This window comes from Herbaspirillum sp. Her2 (assembly GCF_057961375.1).
Genome location: NZ_CM176331.1, coordinates 4,845,442 through 4,861,375, shown reverse-complemented (window position 1 = coordinate 4,861,375; position 15,934 = coordinate 4,845,442). Strand labels below are relative to the sequence as shown.

Below are 15,934 nucleotides of genomic sequence, written 5' to 3'. Positions count from 1 at the left end.
AAATTTTGATGCGATTGATCTGTCTGACAGATGAATCGCCAGGCCCGTTCCCGACGGATCGTCAGCGCGCCGGCAGGATGATGGTGGCGATCAGGCCGCCCTCCGGATGATTGCGCAAGAGCAGTTCGCCACCATGGGCCTGCACGATGTTGCGCGAGATGCCCAGACCCAGGCCCATGCCGCCGCTGTTCTGCGCGCGTCCGTGTTCCAGCCGCACGTAGGGCTGGAACAGCGTACCCATGGCATCTTCCGGCACGCCGGGGCCGTGGTCGCGAATCTCGATTTCGACCAGGTCGCCACCGACACCGGCCGAGGGCCGGATGCTGATCTCGACCTTCTGGCCGTAATACAGGGCATTGTCGAACAGGTTGCCGATGGCGCGCTTCAGTGCCAGCGGCTTGGCCATGACGTTGATGCCGGAGGGCGTGAAGGCGATCTTGTGGCCGGCCAGGCGGGCATCGCGGATCATGCGCAGCACCAGCGCATCGAGGCGCACCTCGGTGCGGTTCTCGTGGATGTCGCTGTCCTTCACCGATTGCAGCGCGCCCTTGACCATCATGTCCAGCTCATCGAGATCATCATGGAAATCGGTGCGCATGGCGTCGTCATCCATCAGTTCGGTGCGCAGCTTGAGGCGTGTGATGGGCGTGCGCAGGTCATGCGAGATGGAGACGAACAGGCGCTCGCGGTCTTCCAGATAGCGCTTGATGCGCTCGCGCATGCCGGAGAAGGCGCGCGCGGTCTTGACGTATTCGCGGCTGCCGGTCTCGGGCAGGCTGGGCACGGTCTCGCCCTTGCCAAAGGCTTCGGCGGCATCGGCCAGCGCAGCCAGCGGACGGGTGGTCCAGCGCACCACGAGGATGGTCAGCAGCAGGATCGCGGCCAGTGACAGACCCTGCAGCACCAGGCGGTCCAGCCACAGCGGATTGTCACTGTCGAGGAAATACGGGTTGGGCATGAGCGCGGCCAGGTAAATCCAGCGGCCGCTTTCCACCTGCATCTGGATCACCAGCACCGGGGCCGAGTTGGGCTTGGTCAGCAGGATGTGCTGCACCCAGTTGTCGGGCAGGTCGTTGACGGTGAGGCCATCGCTGGCTACCGGCAGGCCATCCGGCCAGGCGAAGGCCAGCCGCGCTTCCGGCAGGAAGGGCAGGTCTTCGCGCAGGGTCTGGGCGGCGACATCGATGGCCAGCTTGGCCAGGCGGCTGTCGCCGATCGATTTGACCGGTACCGCGCTGCTGTTGGCATTGATGAAGAAGCGCGTGCCACCCATCTCGCGCAGCTGCTGGATCATCAGCGGACGGTAGTTGGGCGGCAGTGTCATGAAGTAGCGGATCGCCGAAGCGGCGCTGTGGGCCAGGTGCTGGGCGGCGGTGCGAGTCTCGGCCTCGGACTTGCTGCGCAGCTGCACGGCCCAGATCAGGCCACCGGCCACCTGCGTGACCAGCACACCAAAGATCATCACCACCGACAGGCGGCCCAGCAGCGAATCCGGCAGCATCCAGTCCAGCAGCGCAGCCAGGCGACGGCGCAGGCTGGGGGGGCGCGCGGCGGCAGCGGGCACAGCCAGCGCTGCCGTCTCCGCCGCCAGGCTCTCAGGCTGCTGCGGCACTGACGTCGGCCGAGAAGACATAGCCGGCACCGCGCACGGTCTTGATCAGGTGCGGCTGGCGGCCGCCATCGTTCAAGCGCAGGCGCAGCTTGCTGATCTGCACATCCAGCGAGCGGTCCAGCGGACCGGCATCGCGTCCGCGGGTTTCTTCACAGAGCACGTTGCGATCGAGCACGTCGCCCGGATGTTCGACGAAATACTTCAGCAATTGATAATCCATGCCGGTCAGCGGCACGACTTCGCCGGCGCTGTCGGTGAGGGTGCGTTCCACCGTGTCGAGCGAGAAGCCGGCGAAGCGGTAGTAGCGCGGGGCCGCACTGTTGTCGATGCCGATGCGGCGGTGGATGGCCTTGATGCGCGCCAGCAGTTCGCGCGGGCTGTAGGGCTTGGCGATGTAGTCGTCCGCGCCCAGTTCCAGTCCGACCACGCGGTCGGTCTCATCCGAGCTGGCGGTGAGCATGATGACCGGCACGTTGGATTTGCGGCGCACCGCCTTGCACAGGGCAAAACCGTCGGTGTCCGGCAGCATCACGTCCAGGATCACCAGCGAGAGCTCATCGGCAAAGCGCTGGAATTCGGTCAGGAAGGCCGCGCCATCATGGGCCAGGCGCACTTCGTACTGGTTCTTTTCCAGATAGGCCTTCAACAGGGTGCGGGTCTTCTGGTCATCGTCGACGATCAATATCTTGCGCGTCATGTTGCTGCTCCATCTCCGAAATTCTTAATCGTTACGATTGCGGGCGAGTGTACGCGCAATCGCTGCCAGCCGTTTCTGGGTCTGTTCTTCGCTCAGGTTGCGGTCGAGGAAGAAGCGCTGCACCTCGGCCACGATGGCGTCCTTGGTCGTATCGTCGGTGGCCATGCGGTGCACCAGGCTGGGCGCCTGCCAGGCCGGGCCCTTGCTGAAGGCGCGCCAGGAGTCGCGCGCACAGCGGTCCATGTGCGGATCGGCCGCGCGCAGCACGGGAATCGAACCCTTGATCCTATTGTATTCGGACTGCACGGCCGGCGACATGGTCAGCCGCGCCAGCGTTTCCTGCATGGGCTGGTGCGCATAGTTGCCGGCGAACATGGCCAGGGTGTCGGTACTGTAGAGGTGGAAGTCGCCCGTACCCGGCGCCGGTGCACAGCCGAACTGCTGGTCCACTTCCATGCCCCAGGCATTGAGTTCGCCCTTGGCCCAGTCCCCCATGATGAGCATGGCGGCCTCGCCGCTGACCATGCTGCGCGCCACTTCCGTCCAGGGCCGCTCGCGCACCGGCTGCGGCATGGCAGAGGCCAGGCTGCGCAGGCGCTTGAGGATATGCAGCATGCGCGCATCGAGATAGGCGGCCGGGCTCATCTCCACGAACAGGCGACGGTAATAGGCGGGGCCGCTCTCGGCCAGCGCGATGTTCTCGAACAGCGTGGCCAGTTGCCAGGCCTCGGCACTCTGCGCCAGCGGCACGATGCCGGTGCCCTGCAGCTTCTTGACGATCTGGTCGAAGTCGTCCCAGGTCTTGGGCGGCGCGAGGTTGTAGCGCTTGAAGATGGCCGTGTTGTAGAACAGCGAGTTGATGCGGTGGATGCCCAGCGGCGCGGCCACCACGTGGCCGTGGTTGTTGAGCAGGGACCAGACGGTAGGGAACATCTGCTTTTCCCAGTTGCCCTGCACGGCCACGTTGTCCAGCTCCAGCAAGAGCCCAAGGTCAGCCCACTCGCCGAAGACCACGCCATTCAACTGCGTCACTTCCGGGGCACGATTGGCCAGCACCATGCTCTTCAATACCTTGGCGGCGCCCATGCCGGCGCCGCCGGGGATGGCCACGTCGCGCCACTGGATATCCTGTTTGGCCAGTTGATTGACCACCACGTTGATGGCCTGGCGCTCGCTGGCCGAGGTCCACCAGTGCAGCACCTGCAGGGCATTGCCGGTGGCCGGGGACGGCCCCGCTGCAGGCACCTGCGCATGGGCGGGCAAGGCAGCCAGCCCCAGCGCCAGCGCGAGCAGGCACAGCACGGCCAGCCCGAAGCGGGCCGGGCCGACGCGTGCATTCGCGGGCCGTTTCGTTTTTATCATGGGGGGTGCTGTCTCCAAACCGGAAGAGACTATAGCCGGGTGACTGCCATTGTGCAATTTGTGCAGCAGTGAGCCGCCACCGCACGCATCTTGAAAACGATGAACTCGGTTTAGCTCTTGTTAATAAATGTAAGACTGGTTCTGCTTATCTTATCCACAGGCGCGATCCGATGCTGCGCCCCATTACCCTCTTGCCGCCTCGGTGAAACCGCCCGCGCCATGCTGCAGGGCCTGTAAGGATATGTAATGCGCAAGGTGCGGCGAATCGACTTAATTTCGTTTTGAATCAAACACTTGCGGCACTCTCCGGCCAGCCGCTGCCCAGGCTCGCATCACATGCGGGCCGCTGCTACTGTCACGGCGTTTCGTGGCGCAGGGCCGCTGCGATCCCCACAAAAACCAAGGAGACCCAAGATGCAGACCGAACAAAAGGCTGGTCGTTTTTCCCTCATCCCTTCCCTCCCGGCATTGCCGCGCCGTCGCCTGCTGGCTGCCTGTGCCCTGGCCTTCGGCCTGACAGGGCTGGCCGCCGCGCCCAGCCAGGCAGGCACGCTGACCATCGAAAGCTGGCGCGTGGATGACCTGCCGCTGTGGCAGGAGGTGCTGATCCCGGCCTTCCAGCGCAGCAATCCGGGCATTACCGTGAAGTTCTCGCCGACCGCCCCGACCGAATACGATTCCAGTCTGGCCGCCCGCATGGCCGGTGGCACCGCCGGTGACCTGGTGGCCTGCCGCCCCTTCGACGTCTCGCTCTCGCTCTACAACAAGGGCCATCTGGAAAAGCTGGACGGCAAGCCCGGCATGGAATTCTTCGCGCCTGCCGCCAAGGCCGCCTGGCAGACCGATGACGGCAAGGACACCTTCTGCATGCCGATGGCCTCGGTGATCCACGGCTTCTTCTACAACACCAAGATCTTCAAGGAACTGAACCTGGAGCCGCCCAAGACGGAGGCAGAATTCTTCAAGCTGCTCGATACCGTCAAGACCAACGGCAAGTACGCGCCCCTGGCGATGGGCACTTCCGAACAGTGGGAATCGCACCAGGTGCTCTTCACCAGCATCGGCCCCAATTACTGGAAGGGTGAAGAAGGCCGCAAGGCGCTCATCGCCGGCAAAGCCAAATTCACCGATCCGCAATTCGTGGCCGCCTGGGAATACGAAGCCAAGCTCGGCAAGTACCTGCCCAAGGGCGCATCGGCCCAGACCTACAGCGACAGCCAGAACATGTTCGCCCTCGGCAAGGGCGCGGTCTATCCGGCCGGTTCCTGGGACATCGCCTACTTCAACGGCAAGATGGACTTCGCCGCCTTCCCGCCGCCGGTCCCCAAGAATGGCGATGCCTGCTACATCTCGGACCACAACGACATCGGCATGGGCATCAACAAGAAGTCCAAGAACAAGGATGACGCCTACAAGTTCCTGGCCTGGCTGGGCTCGCAGGAGTTTGCCGATCTCTACACCAACAAGGTCACCGGTTTCTTCTCGCTGTCGAACCACCTGATCTCGGTGAAGGATCCGATTGCCAAGCAGATGATGGGCTGGCGCAAGAACTGCGCTTCCACCATCCGCGTCAATTCGCAGATCCTCAACCGTGGCACGCCCAGCATGGAAAACGAGATGTGGAACGTCAATGCCCAGGTGCTCAACGGCAAGATGAGTCCGCAGGATGCGGCGGCCAAGATCCAGGCCGGCTTTGCCAAATGGTACAAGCCGCAACAATGACCTGACGGTCTGGCCAAGCAAGGCACCAACCCGGAGCGAAGGACCCGCCAAGAGGGCCGCTCCCTCCCCTTCAGGAAGAGAGACACCGTGAAAACCATCCGCGCCTGGCAACTGGCGGTGCTGCTTGCACCCGCCGTGCTGATCTACGCGCTCTTCAGCGCCCTGCCCCTGCTCGATACCCTGCGCCTCGGTTTCTACACCGCCAATGATGCAGGCGTGCGCAGCTTCGTGGGCCTGGACAACTACCGCACCATCCTGTTCGATCCCGACTGGTCGGCCGCCTTCTGGAATGCGATGTGGAACAACGTCAAGTTCTTCTGCATCCACATGGCCCTGCAAAATCCCATCGGCCTCTTGCTGGCCTCGCTGTTCAGCCTCAAGGGACTGCGCGGTGCACGCACCTACCGCACGCTGATCTTCCTGCCCACGCTGCTGTCGGTGGTGATCATCGGTTTCATCTGGCAACTGATCCTCTCGCCGCTGTGGGGCGTGGGCGAGAAACTGCTGGGCCTGGTCGGCCTGGCCGACTGGTTCGCGCCCTGGCTGGGGCAGGAATCCACGGCACTGCTGACGCTGTCGCTGATCTCGGTGTGGCAGTACGTGGGCATTCCGATGATGCTGATCTACGCCGCCCTGCTGGCAGTGCCCGAAGAAGTGCTGGAAGCGGCGCACGCCGAGGGGGCCAGCGGGCTGCGCATCTTCTGGCAGATCAAGCTGCCGCTGATCTACCCGACCCTAGGGCTGGTGACCATCCTCACCTTCGTGGCCAACTTCAATGCCTTCGACCTGATCTATTCGGTCAAGGGCGCGCTGGCCGGCCCCAACTACGCCTCCGACCTGCTGGGCACCTACTTCTATCGCACTTTCTTCGGCTACCAGGCGCAGATCGGCAGCCCGACCATGGGCGCGGCGGTGGCGACGCTGATGTTCCTGGTGATCCTGGCGGGCGTGGGGGCCTATTTCGTGATGGTGCAGCGTCGATTGACGCGCTATGCCCTGTGACGGCCAGGAGAACGGCATGCAGCTTTCCTCCTCCGTCGGCACTTCTTCCACTTCTGCAACTATCCCGACCACCATGCGCAAACCCTCGCTGATCCAACGCAGCTTCGGCCCCGCCGGCCATCTCTGGGTGCATGCGGTGCTGTGCCTGTATGCGGTGATTGCGCTGTTCCCGATTGCGCTCATCCTCATCAATTCGGTCAAGACCCGCAATGCCATCTTCGAAGGCCCGATGGCCCTGCCCACGGCCGAGACGCTGACCTTCGCCGGTTTCCAGAAGGTGCTGGCAGGGACCCACTTCCTGCTCTACTTCGGCAACAGCCTGGCCGTGACACTGGCCGCCCTGCTGCTGATCGTACTCTTCGGCGCGATGGCGGCCTGGGCGCTGACCGAGTACCGCTTCTTCGGCAACCGTGCGCTGAACTTCTTCATCGCCATCGGCATCATGATCCCGATCCGGCTGGGCACGGTCTCGATCCTGCAGCTGGTGGTGGCGCTGGACCTCATCAATACGCGTACCGCACTGGTGCTGGTCTACACGGCGCAAGGGCTGCCGCTGGCGGTGATGATCCTCTCCGAATTCATGCGCCAGATTCCGGGCGAGCTGAAGGACGCGGCGCGCTGCGATGGCGTGGGCGAACTGAGCATTTTCTTCCGGGTGATCCTGCCGCTGCTGCGTCCGGCCATTGCCACCGTGGCCGTGTTCACCATGATCCCGGCCTGGAACGACCTGTGGTTCCCGCTCATCCTCGCGCCCGGCGACGACACCCGCACCGTCACGCTGGGCGTGCAGCAGTTCATCGGGCAATACGCCACCGACTGGAATTCGGTGCTGGCGGCGCTGTCGATGGCGGTCATCCCGGTGCTGATCCTGTACATGGCCTTTTCGCGTCAGCTCATCCGTGGCCTCACCTCAGGCGCCGTCAAATAATTCAAAGGAGACTTCATGGCACACGTCAACATCAAGCAATTGCGCAAGACTTACGATGGCCGCGCCGATGTGCTGGCCGGGCTCAACCTGGATATCCGCGATGGCGAATTCTGCGTACTGGTCGGGCCTTCCGGCTGCGGCAAATCGACCCTGCTGCGCATGCTGTGCGGACTGGAAGAGATCAGCGGCGGTGAACTGGCCATCGGCGGCGAGGTGGTCAACCACCTGCCGCCGGCCGAACGCGGCATCGCCATGGTGTTCCAGAGCTATGCGCTGTATCCGCACATGAACGTGTACAAGAACATGGCCTTCGGTCTCAAGGTCGCCGGCAGCAGCAAGAGCGACATCGATGCGCGCATCCGCCATGCGGCCTCCATCCTCAAGATCGATCACCTGCTGCAGCGCCTGCCGCGCGAACTCTCGGGCGGCCAGCGCCAGCGCGTGGCCATCGGCCGCGCCATCGTGCGCCAGCCGCGCCTGTTCCTGTTCGACGAACCGCTGTCCAATCTCGATGCGGCGCTGCGCGTGCAGACCCGGCTGGAGATCGCCAAGCTGCACCGGCAACTGGCGGCCACCATCGTCTACGTGACGCACGACCAGGTCGAGGCCATGACCCTGGGCGACAAGATCGTGGTCATGCACGAGGGCCGCATCCAGCAGGCCGGTACGCCCCTGGAGCTGTACCAGCAGCCGCAGAACCTGTTCGTGGCCGGTTTCATCGGTTCACCGAAAATGAATTTCTTCCCCGGCGTGGTCACGCGCTGCGACGACAGCGGCGTACAGGTCGAAATCGCCGGTGGACTGCGGCTGCTGGCCGATGTCGATCCGCAGGGTGTCGCGCCGGGTGCAGCGGTCACGCTGGGCCTGCGCGCCGAGCAGATCCGCGAAGGGCTGGGTGACGGCCAGCCGCTGCGCGGCGTGGTCAACCTGGTGGAACACCTGGGCGAAGCCAACTTCCTCTACGTGACGCTGGAAGGCGGCCACGACATCGTGGTGCGCGGCGATGGCAATCGCAGCGTGCATATCGGCGAGCTGATCGCGCTCTCCGTGCACAGCCACGCCTTCCATCTCTTCGATGCGCAAGGGCAGGCGCTGCGTCGGCGCAACCCCGGCAACCTGCAGGCGGCTCGCCGCCTCGCCGAGGACTGACGCATGGACGCTATCGCCTATCTGGTGGGCATCGATGGCGGCGGCACCAAGACTCTGGTGCGGCTGACCTCGCCCCAAGGGCAGGTGCTGGCCGAGGCCAGCGGCCCGGGTTCCGCATTGCGCATCGGCGCCGCGCAGGCGTGGCGCGTCATCGGCCAGACCATCGAGGATGCCTTTGCCAGTGCCGGACTCCGGCGTCCCGCCGATGAGACTCTCGCCGTCGGCATCGGCATCGCAGGCGAGAACGTGGCGCAGTGGTCGGCCGACTTTCGGGCACAGACACCGGCCTTCGGCGTGCTGGAGATCGTCAACGATGGCGTGGCCACCTTGCTCGGCGCGCATGGCGGCGCGCCCGGTGCCATCATCGCCGTGGGCACCGGCACCATCGGTTTGTCGCTGGATCTGGATGGCAGCCGCCGCGTGGTCGATGGCTGGGGCTTTCCCAGCGGCGACGATGGCAGCGGCGGCTGGATGGGCCTGCGCGCCCTGCATCACGCCCAGCTGGCGCTGGATGGGCGCAGCCATCGCGGGCCGCTGGCCGACGCCGTGCTGGACCTGTGCCGCAAGGAACTGCCCGCCGACACGGCACGCGACGAACGCGCCACCCTGCTGGACTGGCTGGCACAAGCGGACCAGGCCGCCTTCGCCCGTGCAGCGCGGCCGGTGGTGGCCCATGCCCATGACGATGTGGCCGCCCGCAGCATCCTGCAGGCGGCGGCGGCCGAGATCAGCCGCATGATCGATACCCTCGACCCCGCACAATGCCTGCCGCTGGCGCTGTGCGGCGGACTGGCCGCAGCCTTGCAGCCCTACCTGGAACGCCGCCAGCAGGCCCGCATCGTCCCGCCGCAAGCCGATGCGGTGGACGGAGCCCTGCTGCTGGTGCGGCGCGCCCTGCAACCCAAGGAGACCCCGGCATGAATGCACTGACCCAGTTGCACGGCAACGTGCTCACGCCCCACGGCTGGACCCATGGCAGCATGGTCTTCGACCAGCGCATCCGCTCCATCGACGGCCGCCCGTTGCGGCAGCAGCCGCGCGTCATCGACGAAGGCGACTACATCCTGCCCGGCTTCATCGACTTGCACGTGCATGGCGGCGGCGGGCGCGACGTGATGGAAGGGGGCGACGCGGTGCAGGTGCTCTCGCGCCTGCATGCACGTCACGGCACCACGAGTCTGCTGGCCACCACCATGACCGCGCCGCTGGAGGAACTGGAAGTGGCGTTGAAGGCCATCCGCAGCGCCACCGACGCGCGCTTGCCCGGCCATGCGCGCGTGTTGGGCGTGCATCTGGAAGGGCCCTACATCAATCCCGGCAAGCTGGGCGCGCAGCCCGACTTCGCCATCGCGGCGTCGCTTGAGCAGGTGGATTATCTGGACGGGCTGGCCCCGATCAAGCTCATCACCATCGCCCCGGAAGTGGACGGCCACCTGAAGCTGGTCTGCAAGCTGGCCCATCGCGGCATGAAGGTGCAGATCGGCCACACCGCCGGCAGCTATGACGATGGCGTGGCCGCGCTGGCGCATGGGGCCTCGGGCTTCACGCACCTGTTCAATGCCATGAGCGGCTTTCATCATCGCGCGCCCGGCATGGTTGGTACGGCGCTGGCCCATGCGCAGTATGCCGAACTGATTCCGGACCTCCTGCACGTGCATCCCGGCGCCATCCGCGCGGCGCTGCGTTCCATCCCGCGCCTGTTCTGCGTGACCGATTCCACGGCGGCGGCCGGCATGCCCGATGGCGACTATGCGCTGGGCCGGCAAGTGGTACACAAGTGCGCGGGCGGCGTGCGGCTCGACGACGGTACTTTGGCCGGCAGCGTGCTGACCATGGACCAGGCGCTGCGCAACCTCATTGCGCTGGGCATGGACGTGGCCGAAGCCTCGCTGCGCACCTCGACCTATGCCGCCGATTACCTGGGCCTGGCTGACCGTGGCCGCCTGGCCACCGGCCACTACGCCGACGTGGTCGTGCTGGACCGGCAATTTGCCCTCAAGGCTGTCTATGTGGAAGGAGAAGAGATTGACCTCGCTGATGCTTAAGGAAGCCCGCTCTGCGACCGATTACGTGGCCGTGCAGCTGACCCGCGACCAGGAGCGCTATGCCGCACTGGGCGCGCAACTGCGCGCTGCGCCACCGGCGTCCATCGTCACGGTGGCGCGCGGCAGCTCCGACCATGCGGCCGCCTATTGTGCCTATCTCATCATGGCGCGCCTGGGCCGCATCGTGGCGTCGCTGCCGATGTCGCTGGTGACGCTGAACCGGGCCCCGCTGCAGGTGCGCGATGCGCTGGCCATCGCCATCTCGCAATCCGGGCAGAGTCCGGACGTGGTGGAGCCGATCCGCTATTTCGATGCGCAGGGAGCGCGCACGGTGGCGCTGGTCAACCAGGCCGATTCGCCACTGGCGGCGGCAGCGCAGTGGAGCCTGCCGCTGCATGCGGGCGTGGAGGCCAGCGTGGCGGCCACCAAGAGCTTCATCGCCAGTCTGGTAGCCGGGGCATTGCTGACGGCGCATTGGCAGGATGATGCGGCGTTGCTGGATGCGTTGGGGCAGTTGCCGCAGGCCTTGCGGGCGGCTTGTGAATGCGACTGGTCAGCGGCGGTCGATGCTTTGGTCCCGGCCAATCGGCTCATGATCGTGGGGCGTGGCATCGGCTTCCCGCTGGCGCTGGAGGCGGCGCTCAAGTGCAAGGAGACCTGCGCCATCCAGGCCGAGGCTTTCAGCGGCGCGGAAATCAAGCACGGGCCGATGGCCCTGATCGAAGACGGCTATCCGCTGCTGATGTTTGCCACACGCGGCCCCTCGCAGGCCGGCATGCTGGCGCTGGCCGCCGAGATGCGCGCACGCGGGGCCAGGGTCTTGCTGGCGGCCCCCGAGGATGTGATCGAGCGCGACCTCATCTTGCCGGTGGCCGCCACGCCGGACCTCGATCCCATCGTGGCGATCCAGGCCTTCTATGTGATGGCGGCGCAATTGTCGGCCGCACGCGGGATGGATGCCGACCGGCCACCGCATCTCAACAAAGTCACAAAAACGAACTAACTGCAAACCGGGTCATGTCCCGATCAAGCGCCCTGACTCCCGTTCGGCCTGAGTAGGCCCGCAAGGGCCGTATCGAAGGTGCTCCTGCCTTTGCACGCAGGCACACCCCTTCGGCAAGTTCAAGACAGACTTCGATACGCTGCTGCGCAGCTACTCAGTCCGAACGGTAGGTAAGCCACCTGACGCTCATGCCTGTGCCTGCCGCGCCTCCTCAATGAAGGCGCGCAGGTAATCGATCTCCACATCGCTTTCCCGTGCGCCCAGGTAGATGTGCTTGGCGATGCCCTGCTTGCCCAGGCGCACCGGCACGATCGCCATCTGTTCGGCATATTCCAGCACCAGCCAGCGCGGCAGGGCCGCCACGCCGCGCCCGCTGGCCACCATCTGCAGCATGATGTCGGTGGTCTCGATGGTCTTGTGCCTGCGCGGCACGATGCCGGCCGGGGTCAGGAACTGGGTGTAGATGTCGAGCCGGTCCACCGGCACCGGATAGGTCACCAGCACCTCGTTGTTCAATTGTTTGGGCTTGACGTAATCGGCGCCGGCCAGCGGATGATCGGCCGCCACCACCAGTACCTGTTCGTAATCGAACACCGGCTCGAAGACCAGGCCGGGCTTGTCCAGCGGATCGGGCGTGACCAGCAGGTCGATCTCGTAACCGAAGAGCGCACCGATGCCGCCGAACTGGAATTTCTGCTTCACGTCCACATCCACATCCGGCCAGGCGGCCAGATAAGGCGACACCACTTTCAGCAGCCATTGGTAACAGGGGTGACATTCCATGCCGATGCGCAGCGCGCCGCGCTCGCCCTGGGCGAACTGGCGCAATCGTTCTTCGGCCAGGTTCAGTTGCGGCAGCACGCGGTTGGCGACCGCCAGCAGGTATTGGCCGGCTTGCGTCAGACGCAGGTGGCGGCCTTCACGCAGCCAGATGTCGGTGCCGAGCTGCTGCTCCAGCTTCTTCATGCTGTGGCTGAGTGCGGATTGCGTGACGTGCAGCACGCCGGCCGCCGCCGTCAGCGAGCCCTGGCGTTCGACTTCCTGCACGATGGAGAGGTGGATGCGGTCCAGCATGATGATGAATGGAACTCATGGTTGAGGAGGAATGCATCATTTTAAGTCATGTCTGAAAACTGCTCATCCGGCCATGTTTCAGTTGTAATCTGCACGGGAAGAAGTGACATACAGGGTCAACCAGGGACCGGCAGACTACGTCCATGCCAAGCCGCTTTCCATCCTGATCACTGAACGAGGAGCTCATCATGCGCATTTCTTTCCGCACCCTTTCCGCCCTGTGCAGCATCGCCACCATCGGCACCCTGGCCGTCTTCGCGTCGGCGTTCAGCCAGAGCGCCTATGCCGCCTCGGCCAGTGAACTGGACCAGGCCCTGTCCCCCCATCGTGCCATGGTGCGCACGGCACTGGCCCCCCGGACCGGCGGCGTGAATGACAGCGGCAACACCATGCAACTGGCTTCCAACAGCGAATCTCCCTCCTGCCGCAGCCTGCGCATGCAAGCGGAGCGCGCGCGCACCGGCGATCCGAGCAACGTGCAACGCGCCCCCGTGCCGGGCACCTGGCGCGATGGCCGCTTCACCATGAACGGACCGGGCAACATCGAGTATGGCGAACGCGCCCGCATCGAATCGCGGTACATGAGCGAGTGCCGCTGAAAATCTTAGTTTTTCCTTGCTGCATCTCTCCTGTTGGCAGACCTTCATGGTCTGCCTTTTTTGCATTGACCTTGCAAAACGCTGACAAGACCATCTCGCCAACGCCCGCTTCTGGTGCGACTTTCCAGTCAGTGCTTCGTCAGTTTCCCGTGCGGCGCGATCTTTCCGCGTGACGAAGAACGAAGTCGAACCTTTCTCCATGGCCGTGCTCGAAACCTAACAATGCGCGGTGGTCTGACGTGGCCTGCGCTGTTACATCCCATCACAATTCTGCAGTCAACTGCGCATCGCCGCGTGTCGTTAGCCAGGCTATCGCAACGCGTTTTCCGTGCGCCGTCACGGATCGAGGACTTCATCATGACAACAAGAAACAGAACTTCCGCCATCATCGTTTCGGCTTCGCTGCTCGGTGCAGTGCTGGCCCTCTCCGCCTGCCAGAAGCAGGACGCCGTCCCGCCCACCGCAGCCGCCGCGCCGGCTGCGCCGACCACGCCGCCCTACACGCCGCCCACGGCCGAGCAACTGTCGCAGATGGTGGCCCCCATCGCCCTGTTCCCGGACAAGCTGGTGGCGCAAGTGCTGGCCGGGGCCACCTACCCGGACCAGATCGTCGCCGCCAACCAGTGGCTGGGACAGAATGGCGCGCTCAAGGGCGATATCCTGCAGGCAGCCGAAGACAAGCAGCCCTGGGACGTCAGCGTGAAATCGCTCACCATGTTCCCGGCGGTCCTGTCGCAGATGGCCGCCAATCCGGACTGGACGCGCTCGCTGGGCGATGCCTTCGTCAATGATCCCAACGACGTGATGAATGCCATCCAGGCCCTGCGCCTGCGTGCGCAACAGGCCGGCAACCTCAAGAGTTCCTCGCAGCTGAAGGTGGTCAGCACGGTACGCAGCAGCGACACCGTGCGGGTGGAAGATGCGCCCGCGCCGCGCACCGTCTACGCCGGTGCCCCGGTGATCCCGCCGCCGCCGCAGACCATCGTCATCGAATCCAGCCAGCCGGATACGGTCTACGTGCCGGCCTACAACCCGGCCGTGGTCTATGGTCCGCCGGTGCCGGTGTATCCGGGCTATGCCTATCGTCCGCCCAGCCCGGTGGCCAATGAAGTGGTGGTGGGTGCGCTGTCCTTCGGCGTGGGCGTGTTCGTGGGCGAGGCCATCAGTCATCACAGTGACTGGGGATGGCATGACTGGGGCATGCACTGGGGTGGCGGCGGTGGCGGCGATCGCCCCTCCGGCGACTGGCAGCGGCCGGCCGTGGTGTACAAGAACACCACCTATGTCTCGCACTCGACCACCGTGATCAATCGCGTGACCAACAACAACGTGACGGTCAACAATACGCGCGTGGTGAACAACAACGTGAACAACGTCAGCAACGTCAGCAACGTCAATAACGTCAGCAATGTCAGCAACGTGAACAACGTGCGCAATGTCGACGAGCGCAACGTCAACACCCAGACCCGCATCGACAATCGCCACGAACAGGTGGCACCGGCGGCCATGAGCATGCCGCATTTCACGGCCAGCGATGCACGTCCCGGCGCGATGCCGTCACTGCGCGCGCAGGAAACTCAGCAGAAGATGGCGCTGGCCAACCTGCATGTACAGCCGCAGGCGCAGAAGGAAGCGGTGCAGGCAACGGGTGCGCGCCCGCATCAGGAAGCGCCACAACAGGCAGAGCGCGAGCAGCAGGAGCAACGCCAACTGCAGCAGCAACAACAGGAGCAGCGCGCGCAGAAGGAACAGCAGGCGGCGCACGAACGTGAACAGGCGCAACAGAATGCATCGCAACAAGCCCGCCAGCAGGCCGAGGAAAGAAAGGCCCAGGCGATGAAGCAGGAAAACGTTCATCCGCAGATGCAGGCGCATGCTGCCGCCGCGCCCCGTGAAGAACGTCCGCCGCAGCACGAACAGAAGGCGGCCCCCGAGCGGCATGAGGCAGCTGCCCATGCACAGGAAGCGCACGCGCAAGCGAAGCACGAGCCGGCCAAACACGAGGAAGACAAGCGCGCCAACGACAAGCATGAAGGCGAGAAGCACGAGGGAGAAAAGCACAACGGCTGAGGCCGTGAGCCCCTTCCTCGCATCGCTGAGTAGCAACACAAAGGGCCGCTTCCATGCGGCCCTTCGTGTTTGACGCTGCGGCAATCAGCTGCCGATCTTGTCCGGATCAGTGCGCTGATCCAGCGTCAGTTGCAGGAAGGCCAGGTCCAGCCACTTGCCGAACTTGGTGCCGACCTGCGGCATGTGGCCGACCTGCTCGAAACCGAGCTTCTTGTGCAGTGCGATGGAGCCGACATTGCTGGCATCGATGGCGGCCACCATGACGTGCTTGCCGACCGCGCGGGCACGCGGGATCAGGGCTTGCATCAGGGCCACGCCCAGGCCTTCGCCACGGTGATCCTTGTGGACGTAGACCGAATGTTCCACCGAATGGCGGAAACCATCGAAGGGACGCCAGTCACCGAAGCTCGCATAGCCCAGCACCTTGTCGCCCTCCACCGCCACCAGCACCGGATAGCCCAGTTGGCGACGGGCCGCCAGCCAGTCCTGGCGGTTCTGGTCGTCCACCAGCTTGTCGCTCCAGATGGCCGTGGTATTGACCACGGCGTCGTTGAAGATCAGGGTGATGCCGGGGATGTCGGCAGGGGTAGCGTCGCGGATCTGCATGGTGTCTCGGTCTCGGAATTCGGGGTCTGCAGCGACAATGCTGCGGATGAGCAGTGTAGCCGAAG

At 64.7% G+C, this 15,934-nt stretch carries 14 protein-coding genes; 9 read left to right on the top strand and 5 right to left on the bottom strand.

Annotated features, from left to right (window positions below; all coding sequences use genetic code 11):
• Positions 1–61: 61 nt before the first annotated feature.
• The 3 genes from ACWHXP_RS22040 to ACWHXP_RS22030 are packed head-to-tail and all read right to left on the bottom strand — an operon-like array spanning position 62 to position 3,671.
• On the bottom strand, positions 62–1,612 hold the full coding sequence (locus ACWHXP_RS22040) for an ATP-binding protein (RefSeq protein WP_489635833.1): 1,551 nt from the start codon (positions 1,610–1,612) through the stop codon (positions 62–64).
• Positions 1,596–2,309, bottom strand: coding sequence for a response regulator (locus tag ACWHXP_RS22035; RefSeq protein WP_034331706.1), 714 nt, complete (start codon positions 2,307–2,309; stop codon positions 1,596–1,598). Before ACWHXP_RS22035 ends, ACWHXP_RS22040 begins: the two co-directional genes overlap by 17 nt.
• 24 nt (positions 2,310–2,333) lie before the next feature.
• Positions 2,334–3,671 (bottom strand): ABC transporter substrate-binding protein, encoded by a 1,338-nt coding sequence (locus ACWHXP_RS22030; RefSeq protein WP_209583415.1) that lies wholly within the window; start codon positions 3,669–3,671, stop codon positions 2,334–2,336.
• Positions 3,672–4,085: 414 nt separating this feature from the next.
• On the opposite strand from ACWHXP_RS22030, the gene ACWHXP_RS22025 reads away from it, so the two are divergent.
• The 7 genes from ACWHXP_RS22025 (at position 4,086) to ACWHXP_RS21995 (ending at position 11,520) form a co-directional block, all read left to right on the top strand.
• Entirely contained in the window at positions 4,086–5,393 is a 1,308-nt protein-coding gene (locus ACWHXP_RS22025; protein ID WP_489635048.1) for an ABC transporter substrate-binding protein, read from the top strand.
• An 87-nt stretch (positions 5,394–5,480) separates the two neighbouring features.
• A complete protein-coding gene (locus tag ACWHXP_RS22020; protein WP_134134117.1) occupies positions 5,481–6,395 on the top strand; it encodes a carbohydrate ABC transporter permease in 915 nt (304 codons plus the stop codon).
• Positions 6,396–6,468: 73 nt separating this feature from the next.
• Complete coding sequence (locus ACWHXP_RS22015) at positions 6,469–7,323, top strand: carbohydrate ABC transporter permease (RefSeq protein ID WP_489635834.1); 855 nt, start codon at positions 6,469–6,471, stop codon at positions 7,321–7,323.
• 15 nt (positions 7,324–7,338) lie between these two features.
• Positions 7,339–8,472 (top strand): ABC transporter ATP-binding protein, encoded by a 1,134-nt coding sequence (locus ACWHXP_RS22010; RefSeq protein WP_134134118.1) that lies wholly within the window; start codon positions 7,339–7,341, stop codon positions 8,470–8,472.
• Between the two features lie 3 nt (positions 8,473–8,475).
• Positions 8,476–9,393, top strand: coding sequence for a glucosamine kinase nucleotide-binding domain-containing protein (locus ACWHXP_RS22005; RefSeq protein ID WP_489635049.1), 918 nt, complete (start codon positions 8,476–8,478; stop codon positions 9,391–9,393).
• Positions 9,390–10,517, top strand: a complete 1,128-nt coding sequence (nagA, locus tag ACWHXP_RS22000) for an N-acetylglucosamine-6-phosphate deacetylase (protein WP_489635050.1) — start codon at positions 9,390–9,392, stop codon at positions 10,515–10,517. Before ACWHXP_RS22005 ends, nagA begins: the two co-directional genes overlap by 4 nt.
• Positions 10,510–11,520 carry an SIS domain-containing protein gene (locus tag ACWHXP_RS21995; RefSeq protein ID WP_489635835.1) on the top strand — a complete coding sequence of 337 codons (1,011 nt, stop codon included), beginning with the start codon at positions 10,510–10,512 and terminating at the stop codon, positions 11,518–11,520. The genes nagA and ACWHXP_RS21995 overlap by 8 nt, the downstream gene beginning before the upstream one ends.
• Before the next feature lie 186 nt (positions 11,521–11,706).
• Here ACWHXP_RS21995 and ACWHXP_RS21990 read toward each other — a convergent pair whose 3' ends face one another.
• Entirely contained in the window at positions 11,707–12,594 is an 888-nt protein-coding gene (locus ACWHXP_RS21990; protein WP_121041079.1) for a LysR family transcriptional regulator, read from the bottom strand.
• Positions 12,595–12,782: 188 nt separating this feature from the next.
• Between ACWHXP_RS21990 and ACWHXP_RS21985 the strand changes: the two genes are divergently transcribed.
• Together ACWHXP_RS21985 and ACWHXP_RS21980 are read left to right on the top strand one after the other, a co-directional pair.
• Positions 12,783–13,193, top strand: coding sequence for a hypothetical protein (locus ACWHXP_RS21985; RefSeq protein WP_489635051.1), 411 nt, complete (start codon positions 12,783–12,785; stop codon positions 13,191–13,193).
• A gap of 357 nt (positions 13,194–13,550) precedes the next feature.
• Complete coding sequence (locus ACWHXP_RS21980) at positions 13,551–15,263, top strand: DUF3300 domain-containing protein (protein ID WP_489635052.1); 1,713 nt, start codon at positions 13,551–13,553, stop codon at positions 15,261–15,263.
• Between the two features lie 84 nt (positions 15,264–15,347).
• On the opposite strand, the gene ACWHXP_RS21975 is transcribed toward ACWHXP_RS21980, so the two are convergent.
• Positions 15,348–15,869, bottom strand: a complete 522-nt coding sequence (locus ACWHXP_RS21975; RefSeq protein ID WP_402705524.1) for a GNAT family N-acetyltransferase — start codon at positions 15,867–15,869, stop codon at positions 15,348–15,350.
• Positions 15,870–15,934: the final 65 nt, after the last annotated feature.